We start from the raw sequence: 14,048 nt of genomic DNA, 5'->3' as shown, positions 1-14,048 counted from the left end.
GCGCAAGGACCGGGAAGCGAGACGACCTTCGGGTCAGTTACTCAGCAGCGCCTGGGCTTCGGCGAGCAGTTTCTGTCCGTCATACCCCTTCGCAGTCACCTCCTTGACCCAGTCGGCAGTCACCGACTCGGAGGCTTTCTGCCACTTCTTCACTTCGTCCGCAGGCACCATGTAGAACGTGTTCTTGCGCTCGACACCGGACTGCCGCCCCGCGAGCGTCGCATCGTCCCAGACCTTGCCGGCCCATGCCGACACTTCGGCGCCGCTGTTCGCGTCGATGACCTTCTTCAGCTCCGGGGGCAGGCTGTCGTATTTGGCCGGGTTCATCGCCAGCACGAAAGCCGAGGTCGACAGCAGCGGCATGCTCGGGTCGGTCTCGGTGTGGTATTTCACGACTTCCTGCACCTTCATCGCCGGCACCACTTCCCACGGGATCATCGCTCCGTCGATGACCCCCTTCGCCAGGCTCTCGGTGACCAGCGGCACCGGCATCGGCACGGGCGTCGCGCCCAGCGCGGTGAGCATCCGCGTCGCCAAGCGCGTCGGTGCCCGCACTTTCAGGCCGCGCAGGTCGTCCATCGTCTTGACCTGCTTCTTCGAGGTATGCAGCGCCATGCCCGAGATCACGTGGAAAACGAGCGGCCGGACGCCCTTGTATTCGTCGGTCGCGTTTTTCGTCGCGTAGGTCCACAACGCCCGGCTCGACTTCTCGCCGGAGATGCCCATGAACGGCAGCTCGAACGCTTCGGTCACGAGGAAGCGTCCCGCCTGGTAGCCGGGCAATGCCCAGACGATGTCGGCGATGCCGTCCTTGGCCTGGTCGAAGAGCTGCGGCGGCGTGCCGCCCATCTGCATCGCCGGGTAGATCTGGCATTTCAGCCGGCCCGCGGATTCCGCGCTGATCTTCGCGCACCACGGTTCGAGGAACTTCAGCTGCGTGTTCGACGACGGCGGCAGGAAGTGATGCACGCGCAGCGTGACGACATCGTCTGCGGCCTGGACCTGGGCTGCGCCGAACGTCATCAGCACGGAAGCGCAAAGCGGGGTGAGCAGGTTGCGGGTTTTCATCGGTTTTTTCCTTTGAACAGATCGAATGAACCGGGCCGGGCTAGCCGCCGAAGGTCCGTACCAGGTACAGCGTGATGACCGGGAAGAACATCAGCAACACGATGCGCGCAAGGTCCGAGGCGAGGAACGGCATCACCCCCTTGAACGTGTCGCTGAGCGGGACGTCCTTGGCGAGACGGTTGATGATGTAGATGTTCATCCCGACTGGCGGATGCACCAGACCGATCTCGACGACCATCAGCACGAGGATGCCGAACCAGATCGATTTGTCCGCCTGGCTGAGATTCCAGAACTCCAGGCCCATCACCACCGGATAGAAAATCGGGATCGTCAGCAGGATCATCGCCAGCGCGTCCATGACGCAGCCGAGGAAGACGTAGATCAGCAGGATCGCGGTCAGCACCAACAGCGGTGACAGGCCGCTGTCCTTGACCCAGTTGGCGAGCTCGGCCGGCATCTGCGTGAGTGCGAGGCCGGTGTTGAGCATGTCCGCACCCAGCAGCACGAGAAAAATCATCGCTGTCGCTTCGGCTGCACCGAGGATGCTGTCCTTGACGCCTTCGAGGCGCATGCCGCCCGAGACGACCGCGAGGATGCCGCATGCGGCCGCGCCGAGCGACGCCGCTTCGGTCGGGTTCGCCCAGCCGCCGTAGATGCCGACGATCACGACCAGGAAGATCAACGCGACCGGCATCACGCTCACCACCGAGCGCAGCTTCTCGGCGAGCGGCACGTGCGGTCCGGCAGGGCCGGCGTCCGGCTTGAGCGTGACGATGATGCGGATCACGAGCATGTAGCCGAGCATCGCGATGAGGCCCGGCAGCACCGCCGCCATGAACAGCTTGCCGATCGATTCCTGGGTCAGCACGGCGTAGATCACGAGCGGCACCGACGGCGGGATCAGGATGCCGAGCGTGCCCCCTGCGGCCAACGCGCCCGTCGACAGCGAGCCGGAATACTTGTAGCGCTTGAGTTCCGGCAGCGCGACCTGACCCATCGTCGCGGCCGTCGCCAGCGACGAGCCGCAGATCGCGCCGAAGCCCGCACAGGCCCCCGTCGAAGCCATCGCGACGCCGCCGCGCCAGTGACCGACCAGCGAACTCACGCAGCGGAACAGCGCGCGCGACAACCCTCCATGCGTCGCGAACTGCCCCATCAGCAAGAACATCGGGATGACGGCGAGGTCGTAGTTCGAGAGCCGCGCATACGCGAGGTTCTTCAGCATGTTGAGGAAAGGCGACCAGTCACCGCCGGTCATCGTCAGGAAGCCGCCGGCCCCCACCGTGAACATCGTGATGCCGATATGCACCCGCAGCACGAGCATCACGAGCAGGAGGCCGAACATCGTGATGCCGATTTCGATGCCGCTCATTTGGCTTCTCCCAGTGCATGACGGAAGCGCCGTCCAGCAATGTACAGGCCGGTGAGCGCGAACAGGATGAAGCTGGGCACGATCAGCGCGATCGCGATCCATCCCGGCCATCCGAGCATCAGCGATGCCTCACCCGACTCGAACGACGACACGGCGCCGATCGCGGTGCGCCACGAAATCAGCAGCGCGACGGCACACATCAAGAGCGCAGCGAGGCCATCGAGGAAGGCGCGCAGGCGCTCCGGCATCCAGGTCGTGAAGAAATCGACCTTCACGTGTCCGTCACTCATCTGGCAGTACGCGAAGAACGTCGCCGCGGCGACGGCCGCACCCATCTGCAGGAGCTCGAAATCACCGGGAACGGGCATTGAAAACAGCTTGCGCCCGACGATCGAAACCAGCGACATCGCGATCAGCACGATGAACAGGACGCCGCCCGCGAGCGCGAAGGCGCGCGTAGCCGCGTGCAGCCGCATCCCCCACGGCCCGTGCGGCAGCGCTTCGGGATGGGCGACGTGTTCGACGGAACCGGGCTCGAGCTGGATTCCCTCTCCGTCGGCGGGCACTTTCGGCCGAACCGGAAATCCTTCGACGCCACGCGGCGTAGCCGTCGCATCGTAGCTCGCAATGCTTGCATGCATGTTCTGTCTCCTCTTATCTGGACTGCATCAACAGCCAGTCACACAGGAACGGGTATCTTCCCGATTGATCCCGGCCCACGCCGCAAAGTCGTGGCTGGGGCGGACGCCGGACGCGAGGGCGAAACGATTCCCGATCGCTCGCCACCGCACGGCCAGCGTCAGTGCTCCTGCTCGCGTGCGTACGCCGAAAGCGTCTGCCGGGCGATGATGAGTTGCTGGACTTCGGTCGCGCCTTCGTAGATGCGCAGCGAGCGGATCTCGCGGTACAGGCGCTCGACGGGATGATCGCTGACGACTCCGCAGCCGCCCCACATCTGCACCGCGGCATCGATGACCTGTTGCGCGGTCTCGGTGGAAGTCATCTTCGCCATCGCGGCGGCGCCGGTGATGGTCCGCCCCTGGTCGCGCAGCCACGCGGCGCGGTAAGTCAGCAGCGCCGAGGTGTCGACTCCGGTGGCCATTTGCGCGAGCTTCGCTTGCGTGATCTGGAAATCGGCGAGCTTCTGGCCGAACATGTCGCGCGTCGTCGCGCGCTTGAGCGCTTCGTCGAGCGCGCGCCGCGCAAAACCCAGCGCCGCGGCAGCAACCGACGTGCGGAAGATGTCCAGCGTCTGCATCGCGACCTTAAAGCCCTGACCGGGCAGCCCGAGGAGGCAGGACTTCGGCACGCGGCACTCGCGAAAGCGCAGGCGGGCGAGCGGATGCGGCGCGATGACGTCGATGCGTTCGGCGATCTCGAGCCCCGCCCTGTCGGCATCGACGATGAACGCGGAGAGCCCGCGGGAACCGGGCGCTTCGCCGGTGCGGGCGAAGACGACGTAAAAATCGGCAATGCCGCCGTTCGAGATCCACGTCTTCTCGCCGTCGATCACGTACTCGTCGCCGTCCTGGTGCGCGCTGCACGCCATCGCGGCGACGTCCGAGCCGGAGCCGGGTTCCGACAGCGCGAAGGCGGCGATCGCCTGGCCGGCTGCGACGCGCGGCAGGTAGTCGCGTTTCTGCGCGTCCGTACCATGCAGCGTGATCGCGCCGGAACCGAGCCCCTGCATGCCGAACGCGAAGTCGGCGAGTCCGGAGTGACGCCCCAGCGTCTCGCGCAGCAGGCACACGGCGCGGGTGTCGATGACGTCGTGGCACCCCCCGTACGCGGTGCCACCGACGACGTAGCGCAGCCAGCCGGCAGCGCCCAGCTTTGCCACCAGCTCGCGGCACGCGGTGTCCAGATCGCTGCCGTGATGTTCCGTCACGTTGGCCGACGCCCAGGCCTCGAGTTCGGTCTGCAGTTGACGGTGGCGCTCGTCGAAGAACGGCCACTCGAGATAGGTCTGATCACTCATCTACTTCTCCTCCTGCATACGGGAAGGTGAGCCGATGTCACCTCCTCCTCTGGTTCATTGCGTCGGTCGGCGCTGCCCCCGGCCGTAGTGTTCAGCCGGCGCCGGGCGACGATTCCTGCACCGCCCGGGGCCCGCGCGACCTCACATGACTTCTCCACCGGACACCGAAATCGCCTGGCCGGTGATCGCTTCCGCTCCCGGCAGGCAAAGCCACAGCACGGCGTTCGCGACTTCATCGGGACGGACCAGACGGCCCTGGGGGTTGTGCTTAGCCAGCTCGACTTGCGCTTCGGCTTCGCTGCGGCCCGTCTTGGCGCGGATATTCGTGATCGCCTCGCGCACGATGTCGGTGTCGGTGTAACCGGGACAAACCGCATTCACCGTGATGTTCTTCTGGGCCAGTTCGAGCGCCAGCGCGCGCGTCATGCCGATGACGCCGTGCTTGGCAGCGCAGTAGGCCGAAACGTAGGGATAGCCTTTCTGCCCGGCGGTGCTCGCGACGTTGACGATGCGGCCCCAGCCGGCGGCGAGCATTCCGGATAGCACTGCCTTCGTCCCGAGGTAGGTGCCGGTGAGGTTGACGTCGAGCATCTGCTGCCACAGCGCGAGATCGGTCTTGACGAACGGCGCGCTCGATGCCTGACCGGCATTGTTGACCAGAATCGAGACCGCCCCGAATCGACGTGCGGCAGCGTCGAAAGCGGCCGCGACGGAGGCCGGGTCGGCGACGTCGACAGCTTCGCAGTGCATATCCGTGAGTGCGCGCAACGCCTCCGCCCGCTCTTCGAGCGGTTCGCGCGTGCGTCCCATCAGCGTGACGCACGCGCCCTGTTCGGCCAGGCGCTGGGCGATCGCGGCACCGATGCCGCGGCCGCCTCCGGTGACCACTGCGTGCTTGCCGGAAAGTTCGCGCACCGTACTCATTTCATCATCTCCTTCCTTGAGTGAAACCCGCCGCCCTCTGCACGGGACTCCGCTTCCTGTTGCGCCGGCCGCGTACCCCGTCAAGGCTGCGCTGCTCCCAAATCAATGAATGAATTGTCACTCATTCATCTCGACACGTCAAGCCATATTCGACGTTGAAAGGACAATTCTTCCGGTCCCTGGATGGGGGGGATGAGGCTCGTTTCTTACGGAGGAGATGAGGGCGAAGGCAGGGTCAATGCGGACCTGGGGATTGTCCAGGGCCCGGCTCAACACGGCGAGTGTGGAGCGCGGCGCGCTTCGGGTGACTGCAGGTGGTCGCGCGACAAGATGTCGCTGCCGGCGGGCAGACCTTGCCGGTCTCACCGCGCCGGCTCTCCCGTCAGGGCAGCTGATATTCCAGATTCACCAGCTTGGATGGCGTGAACTTCTGCCGCGAGAAGAATTTCTCGAGCGCGAAGTCGTCCCAGTTCACCAGCGTGTAGACTTTCTTCACGCCCGCCACCTTCATGTTCATCATGAACTGGTCGAGCATTTCACTCGCGATGCCGTGGTTCTGGAACTCCGGATGGACGCCGATGGTGTCGATCGTCGCCGACGTTTCGGGGATTCCGAACTCGCCGAAATAGACGTCCCCCATGACGAAGCCCACGATCCTGCCATCGACTTCACAGACGATCGACGAGTTGATGTTGTGAGCGGAATTGAGGATCGTCTCGAACTTGCGTTGGTAGTAATCGTGACGGGAGCGCTTGGCACCGATTTCGTCGATTGCGACGACCGCGCCGAGATCATCCTTCTTCAGTACGCGCATTACACGGTTCTTTTCAGCCATTTCCCCTTCTCCTCGATAAATGCAGCGCCAGCAGGGATGCCGGCGCTGCTTCAGCCCCGACTTCAGGCCGCTTTCGCCTGCTTCTGCATCAGCGTGTAGCCAAAGAGCGCTGCGCCCAGCGCGCCGGCGATCTGGCTGTCGATCTTGGTCTCGACCTGCTTGATGCCGAGGATGCGCTCGATGCGCTTCACGACACCCGGGTTCTTCGCGATGCCGCCGGTGATGAAGAAGCCTTCCTCGACGCCGATGCGCTCGAGCAAGCTCACGACGCGCTCGGCCATCGCCTGGCAGTAGGCCGCGATCACCTTGTTCTTGGTGTAGCCGGCTTTCAAGAACCCAGCGCTTCGGACTTGGCGAACACGACGCAGATCGACGACACCGCTTCCGGCTCGACATCGACGTCGAACGAGCGCGGGCCCAGTTCGGCGATCGGGATCTGCATCAGGTCGGAGATGACTTCCATGCCGCGCCCGGTACCGGCCGCGCACTTGTCGTTCATCAGGAAGTTCGTCACCTTGCCTTTCTCGTCGCAGTGGATCGCCTTGCAGACCTGGCCGCCCATGTGACGCTGCGCGAGCCCATGTCGATTCCTGCGGTAATCATCCTCGTGTCCTCAGTCGAATTCAATCCTGATATGCCTGTGAACTGGGCGCGCCGAGACGGCACCCGCGGTACGCAAGGTAGGGCGGGTGCCGTCGAGGGCGGAACGGCGCGCAGGCGGCGCGAAAAAATCAGGCGGCGAGGCGGCGCAGGCCGAGCTGCTCCATGAACGCATCGACGCGGGCCTGGGTGCGGACTTCGTCGAATTCGCGCTCGTCGCCCATGTTCCCTTCATAAGTCATGATCGGGATGCCCGCCTTCGCCATCGCCTGGCGGTTCTCCATGATGCCGACGGACAGACCTTCGCAGCCGCGGTTCAAGTGCATCATGCAGCCGTCGACGTTCCAGTCGCGCGCGATGTTGAGCATCATCTCGGACTTCACCGACGGATCGAAGAACTGCTGCCACAGCGGCTTCGACAGGTTCCAGTCGGCATAGAGACGCAGCGCGGTGTCGCGGTCGTTCATCTCGACCCCCTTTTCCCACGGCAGCGTGCGCGCGCCCCAGCTACCGTCGGCCTTGGTCTCCCACGTGCCTTCGAGGCCGAAGGTGTAGAGCGAGCCGATCGACACCGCGCCGTAGCTCTCCAGATAGCGGAAGATCTTGAGGAAAGGCCACGGCGGCTGCGTGTCCGACATCAGACGGCAGCGCTCGTTGGGCACTGCGGCGATGCCGCGCGCGACGCGGTCCTTCACTTCCTCGTACAGCTCGTCGTAGAAGTCCGCGCACCACTGCGAGGACTTGTGCAGGATCGCCAGCACGTACAGCGAGTACATCGTCTTTTCATCGAGCGGCGCCGGCACGGCTTTCTGCAGTTCGCAGATCTGCGCCCAGCGCGCGGTCGAGCGCATCTCGTTCTTGATCGCGCGGATCAGCAGCTCGTCGTCGCACTTGCGACCCGTGGCTTTCTCGACGAACTCGATCGAGTCGTGCAGCTGGCTCGTCACGTAGTCGAGGCGGTCCGGCGTCAGGTCCTTGTACGCGCCGACCGACACGTCGACGTAGAAGTCCGGGATTTTCTTCGTGCGCGAGACGTGCTGATACCACTTCGCGTGCGAGCAGCAGATCTGCGTCTGGAAGATGAAGTCCGAGGTCGGCCACTTGCCGCCGTAGAAGTACTCGTCCAGGTGCATGCTGCCCCAGTAGATGCGCATGTACGAGCACATGTCGCGCGCGAAGCCATACGATTCGGCCGCATCGAGGCAGCGCTGCGTGAATTTGCGGTCGAGCGACACGCCAGCCGAATACGGCTCGCCGGTCAGCGGATAGACGTCGTCGCCGAGCGAAGTCGGGATCGCGTCGAACGACCAGCCGGCCGCCGACCAGCGGATGCCGCCGTTGTCCTTCGCGCGCGCGAAGTTCTGGTAGTACTGCTCGCGCAGCTGCTTGGCCTTGCCCCACAGCTTGAGCGGTTCGGTCGGGTACAGGTTCGTCATGGTTGGTCTCCTTGAGGGCTCAGAACAGCTCTTCTTCGCTCAGCGTCTCGAGCATCGCTTCGATGCGGATGCGGAACGGGCCGATCGGGTTCGTGATGTCGAATTCGAGGAACAGCGTCGGGATGCCGTTGGCTTCGAGGTGACGCTTCAGGTCCGGGTAGTCGCCCTCGTGGGGGTCGCAGAACTTCTGCTGCAGGAAAATCGCGGCCTGGACGTTGTATTCCTTCGCCAGGTTCAGCACGTGGTCGTAGCGCGTGTGGACCGGGTAATCCTTCGTCGGACACGCCGGGCGGTCGCAGTAGCGCTCGGCGATCGCGCGGATGACGTCGTCGCCGGGCTTCGAGGCGTTCCAGAAGTAACGAGTGCCCGAGCACTGGTCGTCGATGACGATCGTCGCACCGACCGACTCGACCATCGCCATGAACGCGACGTCGTCGTTTTCTGAGCCGATCGTCATGAAGCGCGCGCCCTGCGGACGATCGAGATTGCGCTTCGGCAGTGCCGCCAGCACTTTCTTCAGCTGCTCGTTGTGCTCGCGCTTGTCGATGAACTGGGCAGTGATCGACGCATACAGCGCTTCGACGCCGGTCACCTGCGGGTTCGTTTCCTTGCGGTAGTCGAAGAGCTCGCGCAGCAGGCGACGGTTCTCGTCGACGACGGCCAGCGACTCGCGCAGCATGTCGTCGGTGATTTCCTTGCCGGTCAGCGTCTGCAGGAACACGCGGAAACGCTGCACTTCGGCGATATGCGCCTTGCGCGAATGTGGCGACTGCACGTCGTTCGGCATCGCGACGTAGTAGTCCCACTTCACCGTCGGGACATTCTGGCGCCACGAACTGTAGGTCTGGCGGTACTGGATGCACGACTGCGTCAGCGTCACGCCTTCGGCGTAGTCGTAGCGGCCGAGCAGGCCTTGGGCGAGCGAATCGCGACAGAACGGGCAGAACATGCCGAAGATGTGCGGCTCGGTCACGTTCTGCGGCTCATGGGCGCCGAGCACGCGCACCGGCAGCATGCCGGCAGCGATCAGCAATTCCTCGGGCGAATAGGTACACATCGTCGCCACCACCTGCCCCCCCGTGCGCGCCTTCCAAGCCCGCGCGTAGTCGTGACGCTTCTCGTACCACTCCTTGAACTGGTCAAACAATCCGTCGTTCATGAACCTGCCTCCTTAAGAATGTTCCGCTGCGCGGCGGATCCGGCCATCTCAGAAACCTATCGAGCGATATAAACCCCTCTGCCCGGGTCTTCACTTGTTTGATGTCAATCAAACGACTGAATGAACACTCACTCTACTCGCGGTCAATCGGGAATGCAAGCGTTCAGGGAAAATCTGATTCCGCCACCGAACAGGGGTGGCGCGGGAGTGTCAGCCGGTCGGCGCGATGCCGCAGTCGTGACTCAGCTAATCACGACGGCATGACCCACTAAGGCTGGGCGACTTGCCCTCAATCTCGTTTCGGCTTTGCTGCGTGGGGTGCGGGGTGAACGGAAAAAGCAGCCCAAAAAGCCGCTTTTTCTCGTATTTTGGCGGAAGCGGTGAGATTCGAACTCACGAACGGTTGCCCGTTGCCGGTTTTCAAGACCGGTGCAATCGACCACTCTGCCACGCTTCCCGGGCGGTTCAGGCAGGTTTCCGGTTGCGCTGCCGTGGTGCCGAGAGCGGCGGAGTATACCACCGGGCGCGCCCTGCACTGCCACACGAAAGTTGCCGGCCGCAGCGCGGGCGATTGTGCCCCAGGGGAGTCCTCCGCCTCAATTCCGCTCGAAAAGGGCGATCGACTCCACATGCGAGGTTTGCGGGAACATGTTGGCGATGCCGGCACCTCGCAGCACGTAGCCTTTCTCATGCACCAGCACGGCCGCATCGCGCGCAAGCGTCGCCGGGTTGCAGGATACGTACACGATGCGTGCGGGCGATTGCAGCACGCTAAGTGCCTTGACGACCGCGATCGCTCCCTCCCGCGGTGGATCGATCAGCAGCTTGTCGAGCCTGCCGAGCGCAGCGAGGCTATCTTCGGTCGCTTCGAACAGGTTTGCGGCGTGGAATTCGTTGCGGCCGTGCAGGCCGTTGCGTCGCGCGTTCTTGGCCCCACGCCTGACGAGGGATTCGCTGCCCTCGACGCCTATCACGGTGGCTCCGCAGCGAGCGATCGGCAGACTGAAATTTCCCAGTCCGCAAAACAGGTCGGCGATACGCTCGCCGGGCCGGGGATCGAGCAACTGCAACGAACGGCGGATCAGCAGGCGGTTGATGTCGATATTCACCTGGGTGAAGTCGGTCGGCTGAAACGCCATTGCAACGTCGAACTCGGGCAGGGTATAGGCGAGCGGCGTTGCACCTTTCGGGTGAAGCGGATGCGCCGTCGCCGGCGCCCCCGGCTGCAGCCACACCTGCACGCCGTGCTCGTCGGCAAAGGCCGCCAGCCGTGCCTCGTCGGCAGGAGTCAACGGCAACAGGTTACGGAACACCAGCACGGTCGCCGTGTCGCCGATCGCGATTTCGATCTGCGGCAGCCGGTCGGCGATCGAGAGTCCGCCGACGAGCTCGTGCAGCGCCGGCAACATCCCCGAGACGTGAGGAGGCAGGACCGGGCAGCTACGCATGTCGGCGATGTAGCTGCTGCGCCGTTCGTGGAAACCGATCAGCACTCCGCCTTTTTTCGGCACCACCCTCACGCCGATCCGCGCACGATAGCGATACCCCCAGGACGGGCCGTGGATGGCTGCATAGATGATGCCGGGCCTTACCTTTCCGACGTGCCACAACGCGTCCTCGAGCACGCGTTGCTTGGCGGCCGCCTGCGCGACCGAGTCGAGATGCTGCATCGAGCATCCGCCGCACACGCCGAAATGCTCGCACCGAGGTCGAACGCGCTGGGCGCTGGCCTTGATGATGCGTGTCACCTCGGCGAGGTCGTAACTCGGGCGCTGACGATAGACCGTATATTCGACCCGCTCGCCCGCAAGTGCCCCTTCGACGAAGACGACCTTGCCGTCAACGTGCGCGACCCCGCGACCTTCGTGATCCAGCGACTCGATGACTGCGACAGGCATTGAAGATCCGCCAAAAGTCGGTAATTTTACGTCTCTCCGCAGCACTTTTCCCAGCGGTACACCGCAGGCAGGAAAACTTCACCGCAGTAAATGTCCGATCGGCTTGCTCGGCCGCCCATACAACTGGAAACACGCCGGCGGGAAAGGCTACAGCCCTTGTGTCGTGCGGAGTCGTGCCGTTTATCCCGGTGCGGCACTGCAACACATAACGAATGATTGCGACATTGACATGCTAGAATTTCCATTGGTCTACCGCTTGCATAATCGTTTTGACGATCGGCAGCCAGGGCGGATCAACTGCTGTCATCACCTCTATCTAATAAGGAAACCAGACATGAAACAATCGCTCCTCGTCGCTGCCCTCCTCACTTTCGCCCTGTCCGCATGCGGCGAGAAGGAAGAGCCCGCCGCTCCTCCGCCTCCCGCGCAGGAAGCAGCCCCCGCAGCCGCCGTCGAGGAAGCCGCTAAGGAAGCCGTGGAAAGCGCCAAGGAAGGCGCGGCCAACGCGGTCGAAGCAGCGAAGGAAGGCGCCGAGCAAGCTGTTGCAGCAGCCAAGGAAGGTGCCGAGGCCGCAGTCGAAGCAACGAAGGAAGCCGTTCAGAAGTAACTGCCGGTTCCGCAACGAAAAAGCCGGTGCGAGCCGGCTTTTTCACGAGTCCAGAAACGATCTTCGCGTCGCTCCGGGTCCCGCCAGGGGGGCGTCACACCTCAGCGCAGTTGCTCTTGCAACAGCGTGAGAATCTTGCGCGCCGTAGCCGACGAATCTTCCCCGCCTTCGCGCGTCATCACGGTGATCACCGAGGCATCCTCTTCACCCTGCACCCGCAGGCGATATTCGCTGCCGCTCGCCGCAACTTCGTCCTTGCCGCGCCAGAACGCCAGCTTCGACAGGAAGCCCTCGGATTTCTTCGACTCGACATCGACCTCCGGGTCGACGTAGCGCACGAAATACAGTCCCTTCGAACGGTCGCGATCCTCGACAGTAAAACCGATCCGGTCCAACGCGAGGCCGACCCGCCGCCACGCGCGATCGAAAGACTCCTGCATCGACAGGCTCGCCTTCCCGCCGGCACTCTGCAGCGTTGCGCGCTCGGCCTCGGGGGCCGCGGCAAGGATTGCCTGCGCGCGCTCTTCCTTCGCGCCGAGCCGCACCATCAGGCGGCGCAGCATCTCGGCCTCGAGGTCCGGATCGGCTGCCCGGGGCTGCCAGATCGTCGTGTCTTTCGCTTCGGTGGGATAGATCTCCACCATTCCGCGATGGCTGATATAGATCTCGACCGTGTTCGGCTCCTTGCCCGGCTCGAGTCGCGTGCGGAATTTGTCCCGCTCCGGCGTCGAGAACAAACCGTCGAGCACGCCGCCGATCGCGGAACGCAGGAAATCCTGCGGAATTTTCGCTCTGTCCTCGGCCCAATCGGTTTCCATCACCCCGACTTGCGGGCGCTCTATGTTCACGATGAAGCCCAGTTCGAGCCAGAAATCCTTGACCTGCGGCCACAGCACGTCCGGATTCCCCGGAACGACCAGCCAGCGCTGCGTGCCGGCACGTTCGACGCGCATGCTTTGCACTGCAGGCAGAACGTCTTCGGTTGCTGTCGCCTGCGGCTGCGCAGCCCGGTCATTGGTATAGGCCGAGTAGGTCGCGACGCCGCGCGGCGAGACGTCGGGCACCGCATACCGGTCGTCGCGCGTCGGAGCGGTGAGGTCGGGAGGGATCTCGAGCGGCGGCAGCTGGCGCGCACTTTTATAGTCGATCTTCTTCGATTCGACCAGTGAGCCGGAGCATCCGGCCAGGGCGAGTGAAAGGGCGAGAAGTGAAGCCGAAGTGCGGACGCTACGATTCATGAGTTTCCGAAAGTCCTGAAGATTCAAACGTTCACGCCGGCACGACGCATCGCGAGCAGCACGCGCTCCTGCGAGCCTGACGACAGCGGGGTCAGCGGAAGGCGCAGGCCGGACTCCATCAGGCCCATGCGGGCCACGGCCCACTTGACCGGAATCGGATTGGCTTCGCAGAAGAGATCGCGATGCAGACCGACGAGGCGCGCGTTGATCTCGCGCACCCTCAGCGCATCTCCCGCGAGGGCCGCGGCGCACATCTCGTGCATTGCCCGCGGCGCGACGTTGGCGGTGACCGAAATCGTGCCGTGACCGCCGAGAAGGATGAAAGCCGCTGCCGTCATGTCGTCGCCGGTGTAGAGGGCGAAGTCCTTCGGCGCGCGCTCGATCAGGTCGCAGGCGCGGTCGATGCTGCCCGTCGCGTCCTTGATGCCGATGATGTTCGGTATCTCGGCCAGGCGCAGCGTCGTGTCGTTCGACAGATCGGCGACGGTGCGCCCGGGCACGTTATAAAGGATCAGCGGCAGTTCGACAGCTTCGGCGATCGAACGGAAGTGCCGGTAAAGGCCTTCCTGGGTCGGGCGGTTGTAATACGGAACGACTGAAAGCTGCGTGACTGCCCCCGCCTCCTGTGCAAACCGGGCCAGTTCGATCGCTTCGGCTGTCGAGTTGGCGCCGGCGCCGGCGATCACCGGGATGCGTCCGGCAGCATGCTCGACAGTCGTGCGGATGAGTTCGCAATGCTCTTCGACGTTCACCGTAGGCGATTCGCCGGTGGTGCCGACGACCACGATCCCGTCGGTGCCTTCGGCTACGTGGAAGTCGATCAAACTGCGCAGACGGGGGTAATCCAAGCCGCCATCCTCATGCATCGGCGTGACGATGGCGACAATCGATCCGGTAATCATGGAAGTGGCCGAAAGATTAAAAACGCTGATT

The 14,048-nt window shown here is 63.9% G+C and carries 14 protein-coding genes and 1 tRNA gene; 1 reads left to right on the top strand and 14 read right to left on the bottom strand.

Going from position 1 to position 14,048, the window contains the following annotated elements; translation table 11 throughout:
- Positions 1–33 precede the first annotated feature (33 nt).
- The 12 genes from GO608_RS14605 to rlmD all read right to left on the bottom strand — a co-directional run bounded on the left by GO608_RS14605 (position 34) and on the right by rlmD (position 11,270).
- Positions 34–1,068 carry a TRAP transporter substrate-binding protein gene (locus GO608_RS14605; protein WP_169197740.1) on the bottom strand — a complete coding sequence of 345 codons (1,035 nt, stop codon included), beginning with the start codon at positions 1,066–1,068 and terminating at the stop codon, positions 34–36.
- A gap of 40 nt (positions 1,069–1,108) precedes the next feature.
- Entirely contained in the window at positions 1,109–2,440 is a 1,332-nt protein-coding gene (locus GO608_RS14600) for a TRAP transporter large permease (RefSeq protein ID WP_169197739.1), read from the bottom strand.
- On the bottom strand, positions 2,437–3,081 hold the full coding sequence (locus GO608_RS14595; RefSeq protein ID WP_169197738.1) for a TRAP transporter small permease subunit: 645 nt from the start codon (positions 3,079–3,081) through the stop codon (positions 2,437–2,439). Before GO608_RS14595 ends, GO608_RS14600 begins: the two co-directional genes overlap by 4 nt.
- Positions 3,082–3,239: 158 nt before the next feature.
- Positions 3,240–4,418, bottom strand: coding sequence for an acyl-CoA dehydrogenase family protein (locus tag GO608_RS14590; protein ID WP_169197737.1), 1,179 nt, complete (start codon positions 4,416–4,418; stop codon positions 3,240–3,242).
- Between the two features lie 141 nt (positions 4,419–4,559).
- Positions 4,560–5,342, bottom strand: coding sequence for an SDR family NAD(P)-dependent oxidoreductase (locus GO608_RS14585; RefSeq protein ID WP_169197736.1), 783 nt, complete (start codon positions 5,340–5,342; stop codon positions 4,560–4,562).
- 382 nt (positions 5,343–5,724) lie between these two features.
- The gene (locus GO608_RS14580; protein ID WP_169197735.1) at positions 5,725–6,177 is read right to left on the bottom strand and encodes a GNAT family N-acetyltransferase; all 453 of its coding nucleotides are present in this window, start codon (positions 6,175–6,177) and stop codon (positions 5,725–5,727) included.
- A gap of 62 nt (positions 6,178–6,239) precedes the next feature.
- Positions 6,240–6,509, bottom strand: a complete 270-nt coding sequence (locus GO608_RS19540) for a BadF/BadG/BcrA/BcrD ATPase family protein (protein ID WP_281505741.1) — start codon at positions 6,507–6,509, stop codon at positions 6,240–6,242.
- Positions 6,506–6,739, bottom strand: a complete 234-nt coding sequence (locus GO608_RS19535) for a BadF/BadG/BcrA/BcrD ATPase family protein (protein ID WP_281505740.1) — start codon at positions 6,737–6,739, stop codon at positions 6,506–6,508. The genes GO608_RS19540 and GO608_RS19535 overlap by 4 nt, the downstream gene beginning before the upstream one ends.
- A gap of 169 nt (positions 6,740–6,908) precedes the next feature.
- Complete coding sequence (gene bzdO / locus GO608_RS14570) at positions 6,909–8,213, bottom strand: benzoyl-CoA reductase, bzd-type, subunit O (protein ID WP_169197734.1); 1,305 nt, start codon at positions 8,211–8,213, stop codon at positions 6,909–6,911.
- Positions 8,214–8,232: 19 nt separating this feature from the next.
- Positions 8,233–9,372, bottom strand: a complete 1,140-nt coding sequence (bzdN, locus tag GO608_RS14565) for a benzoyl-CoA reductase, bzd-type, subunit N (protein WP_169197733.1) — start codon at positions 9,370–9,372, stop codon at positions 8,233–8,235.
- Positions 9,373–9,741: 369 nt separating this feature from the next.
- Positions 9,742–9,829 (bottom strand) — tRNA-Ser (locus tag GO608_RS14560).
- 139 nt (positions 9,830–9,968) lie between these two features.
- Positions 9,969–11,270, bottom strand: coding sequence for a 23S rRNA (uracil(1939)-C(5))-methyltransferase RlmD (rlmD, locus tag GO608_RS14555; RefSeq protein WP_169197732.1), 1,302 nt, complete (start codon positions 11,268–11,270; stop codon positions 9,969–9,971).
- On the opposite strand from rlmD, the gene GO608_RS14550 reads away from it, so the two are divergent.
- A complete protein-coding gene (locus GO608_RS14550; RefSeq protein WP_247003163.1) occupies positions 11,254–11,877 on the top strand; it encodes a hypothetical protein in 624 nt (207 codons plus the stop codon). The two genes, rlmD and GO608_RS14550, sit on opposite strands and share 17 nt — an antisense overlap.
- A gap of 101 nt (positions 11,878–11,978) precedes the next feature.
- On the opposite strand, the gene bamC is transcribed toward GO608_RS14550, so the two are convergent.
- A complete protein-coding gene (bamC, locus tag GO608_RS14545) occupies positions 11,979–13,115 on the bottom strand; it encodes an NlpB/DapX family lipoprotein (RefSeq protein WP_169197731.1) in 1,137 nt (378 codons plus the stop codon).
- Positions 13,116–13,138: 23 nt separating this feature from the next.
- Positions 13,139–14,017, bottom strand: a complete 879-nt coding sequence (gene dapA / locus GO608_RS14540; RefSeq protein WP_169197730.1) for a 4-hydroxy-tetrahydrodipicolinate synthase — start codon at positions 14,015–14,017, stop codon at positions 13,139–13,141.
- Positions 14,018–14,048: the final 31 nt, after the last annotated feature.

Origin of the sequence: Aromatoleum buckelii, from assembly GCF_012910785.2 — a bacterium.
Taxonomy (GTDB): domain Bacteria; phylum Pseudomonadota; class Gammaproteobacteria; order Burkholderiales; family Rhodocyclaceae; genus Aromatoleum; species Aromatoleum buckelii.
Note: the sequence above shows the minus strand (reverse complement) of the source record. Positions and strands in the feature narration are given on the sequence as shown.

Coding starts and splice junctions, on each gene's coding strand:
- bzdO (WP_169197734.1), bottom strand. CDS start 8,213: ATGACGAACCTGTACCCGACCGAACCGCTCAAGCTGTGGGGCAAGGCC.
- GO608_RS14600 (WP_169197739.1), bottom strand. CDS start 2,440: ATGAGCGGCATCGAAATCGGCATCACGATGTTCGGCCTCCTGCTCGTG.
- GO608_RS14585 (WP_169197736.1), bottom strand. CDS start 5,342: ATGAGTACGGTGCGCGAACTTTCCGGCAAGCACGCAGTGGTCACCGGA.
- GO608_RS14595 (WP_169197738.1), bottom strand. CDS start 3,081: ATGCATGCAAGCATTGCGAGCTACGATGCGACGGCTACGCCGCGTGGC.
- GO608_RS14605 (WP_169197740.1), bottom strand. CDS start 1,068: ATGAAAACCCGCAACCTGCTCACCCCGCTTTGCGCTTCCGTGCTGATG.
- GO608_RS14550 (WP_247003163.1), top strand. CDS start 11,254: ATGACTGCGACAGGCATTGAAGATCCGCCAAAAGTCGGTAATTTTACG.
- GO608_RS14590 (WP_169197737.1), bottom strand. CDS start 4,418: ATGAGTGATCAGACCTATCTCGAGTGGCCGTTCTTCGACGAGCGCCAC.
- dapA (WP_169197730.1), bottom strand. CDS start 14,017: ATGATTACCGGATCGATTGTCGCCATCGTCACGCCGATGCATGAGGAT.
- bzdN (WP_169197733.1), bottom strand. CDS start 9,372: ATGAACGACGGATTGTTTGACCAGTTCAAGGAGTGGTACGAGAAGCGT.
- GO608_RS19535 (WP_281505740.1), bottom strand. CDS start 6,739: ATGGGCGGCCAGGTCTGCAAGGCGATCCACTGCGACGAGAAAGGCAAG.
- GO608_RS14580 (WP_169197735.1), bottom strand. CDS start 6,177: ATGGCTGAAAAGAACCGTGTAATGCGCGTACTGAAGAAGGATGATCTC.
- bamC (WP_169197731.1), bottom strand. CDS start 13,115: ATGAATCGTAGCGTCCGCACTTCGGCTTCACTTCTCGCCCTTTCACTC.
- rlmD (WP_169197732.1), bottom strand. CDS start 11,270: ATGCCTGTCGCAGTCATCGAGTCGCTGGATCACGAAGGTCGCGGGGTC.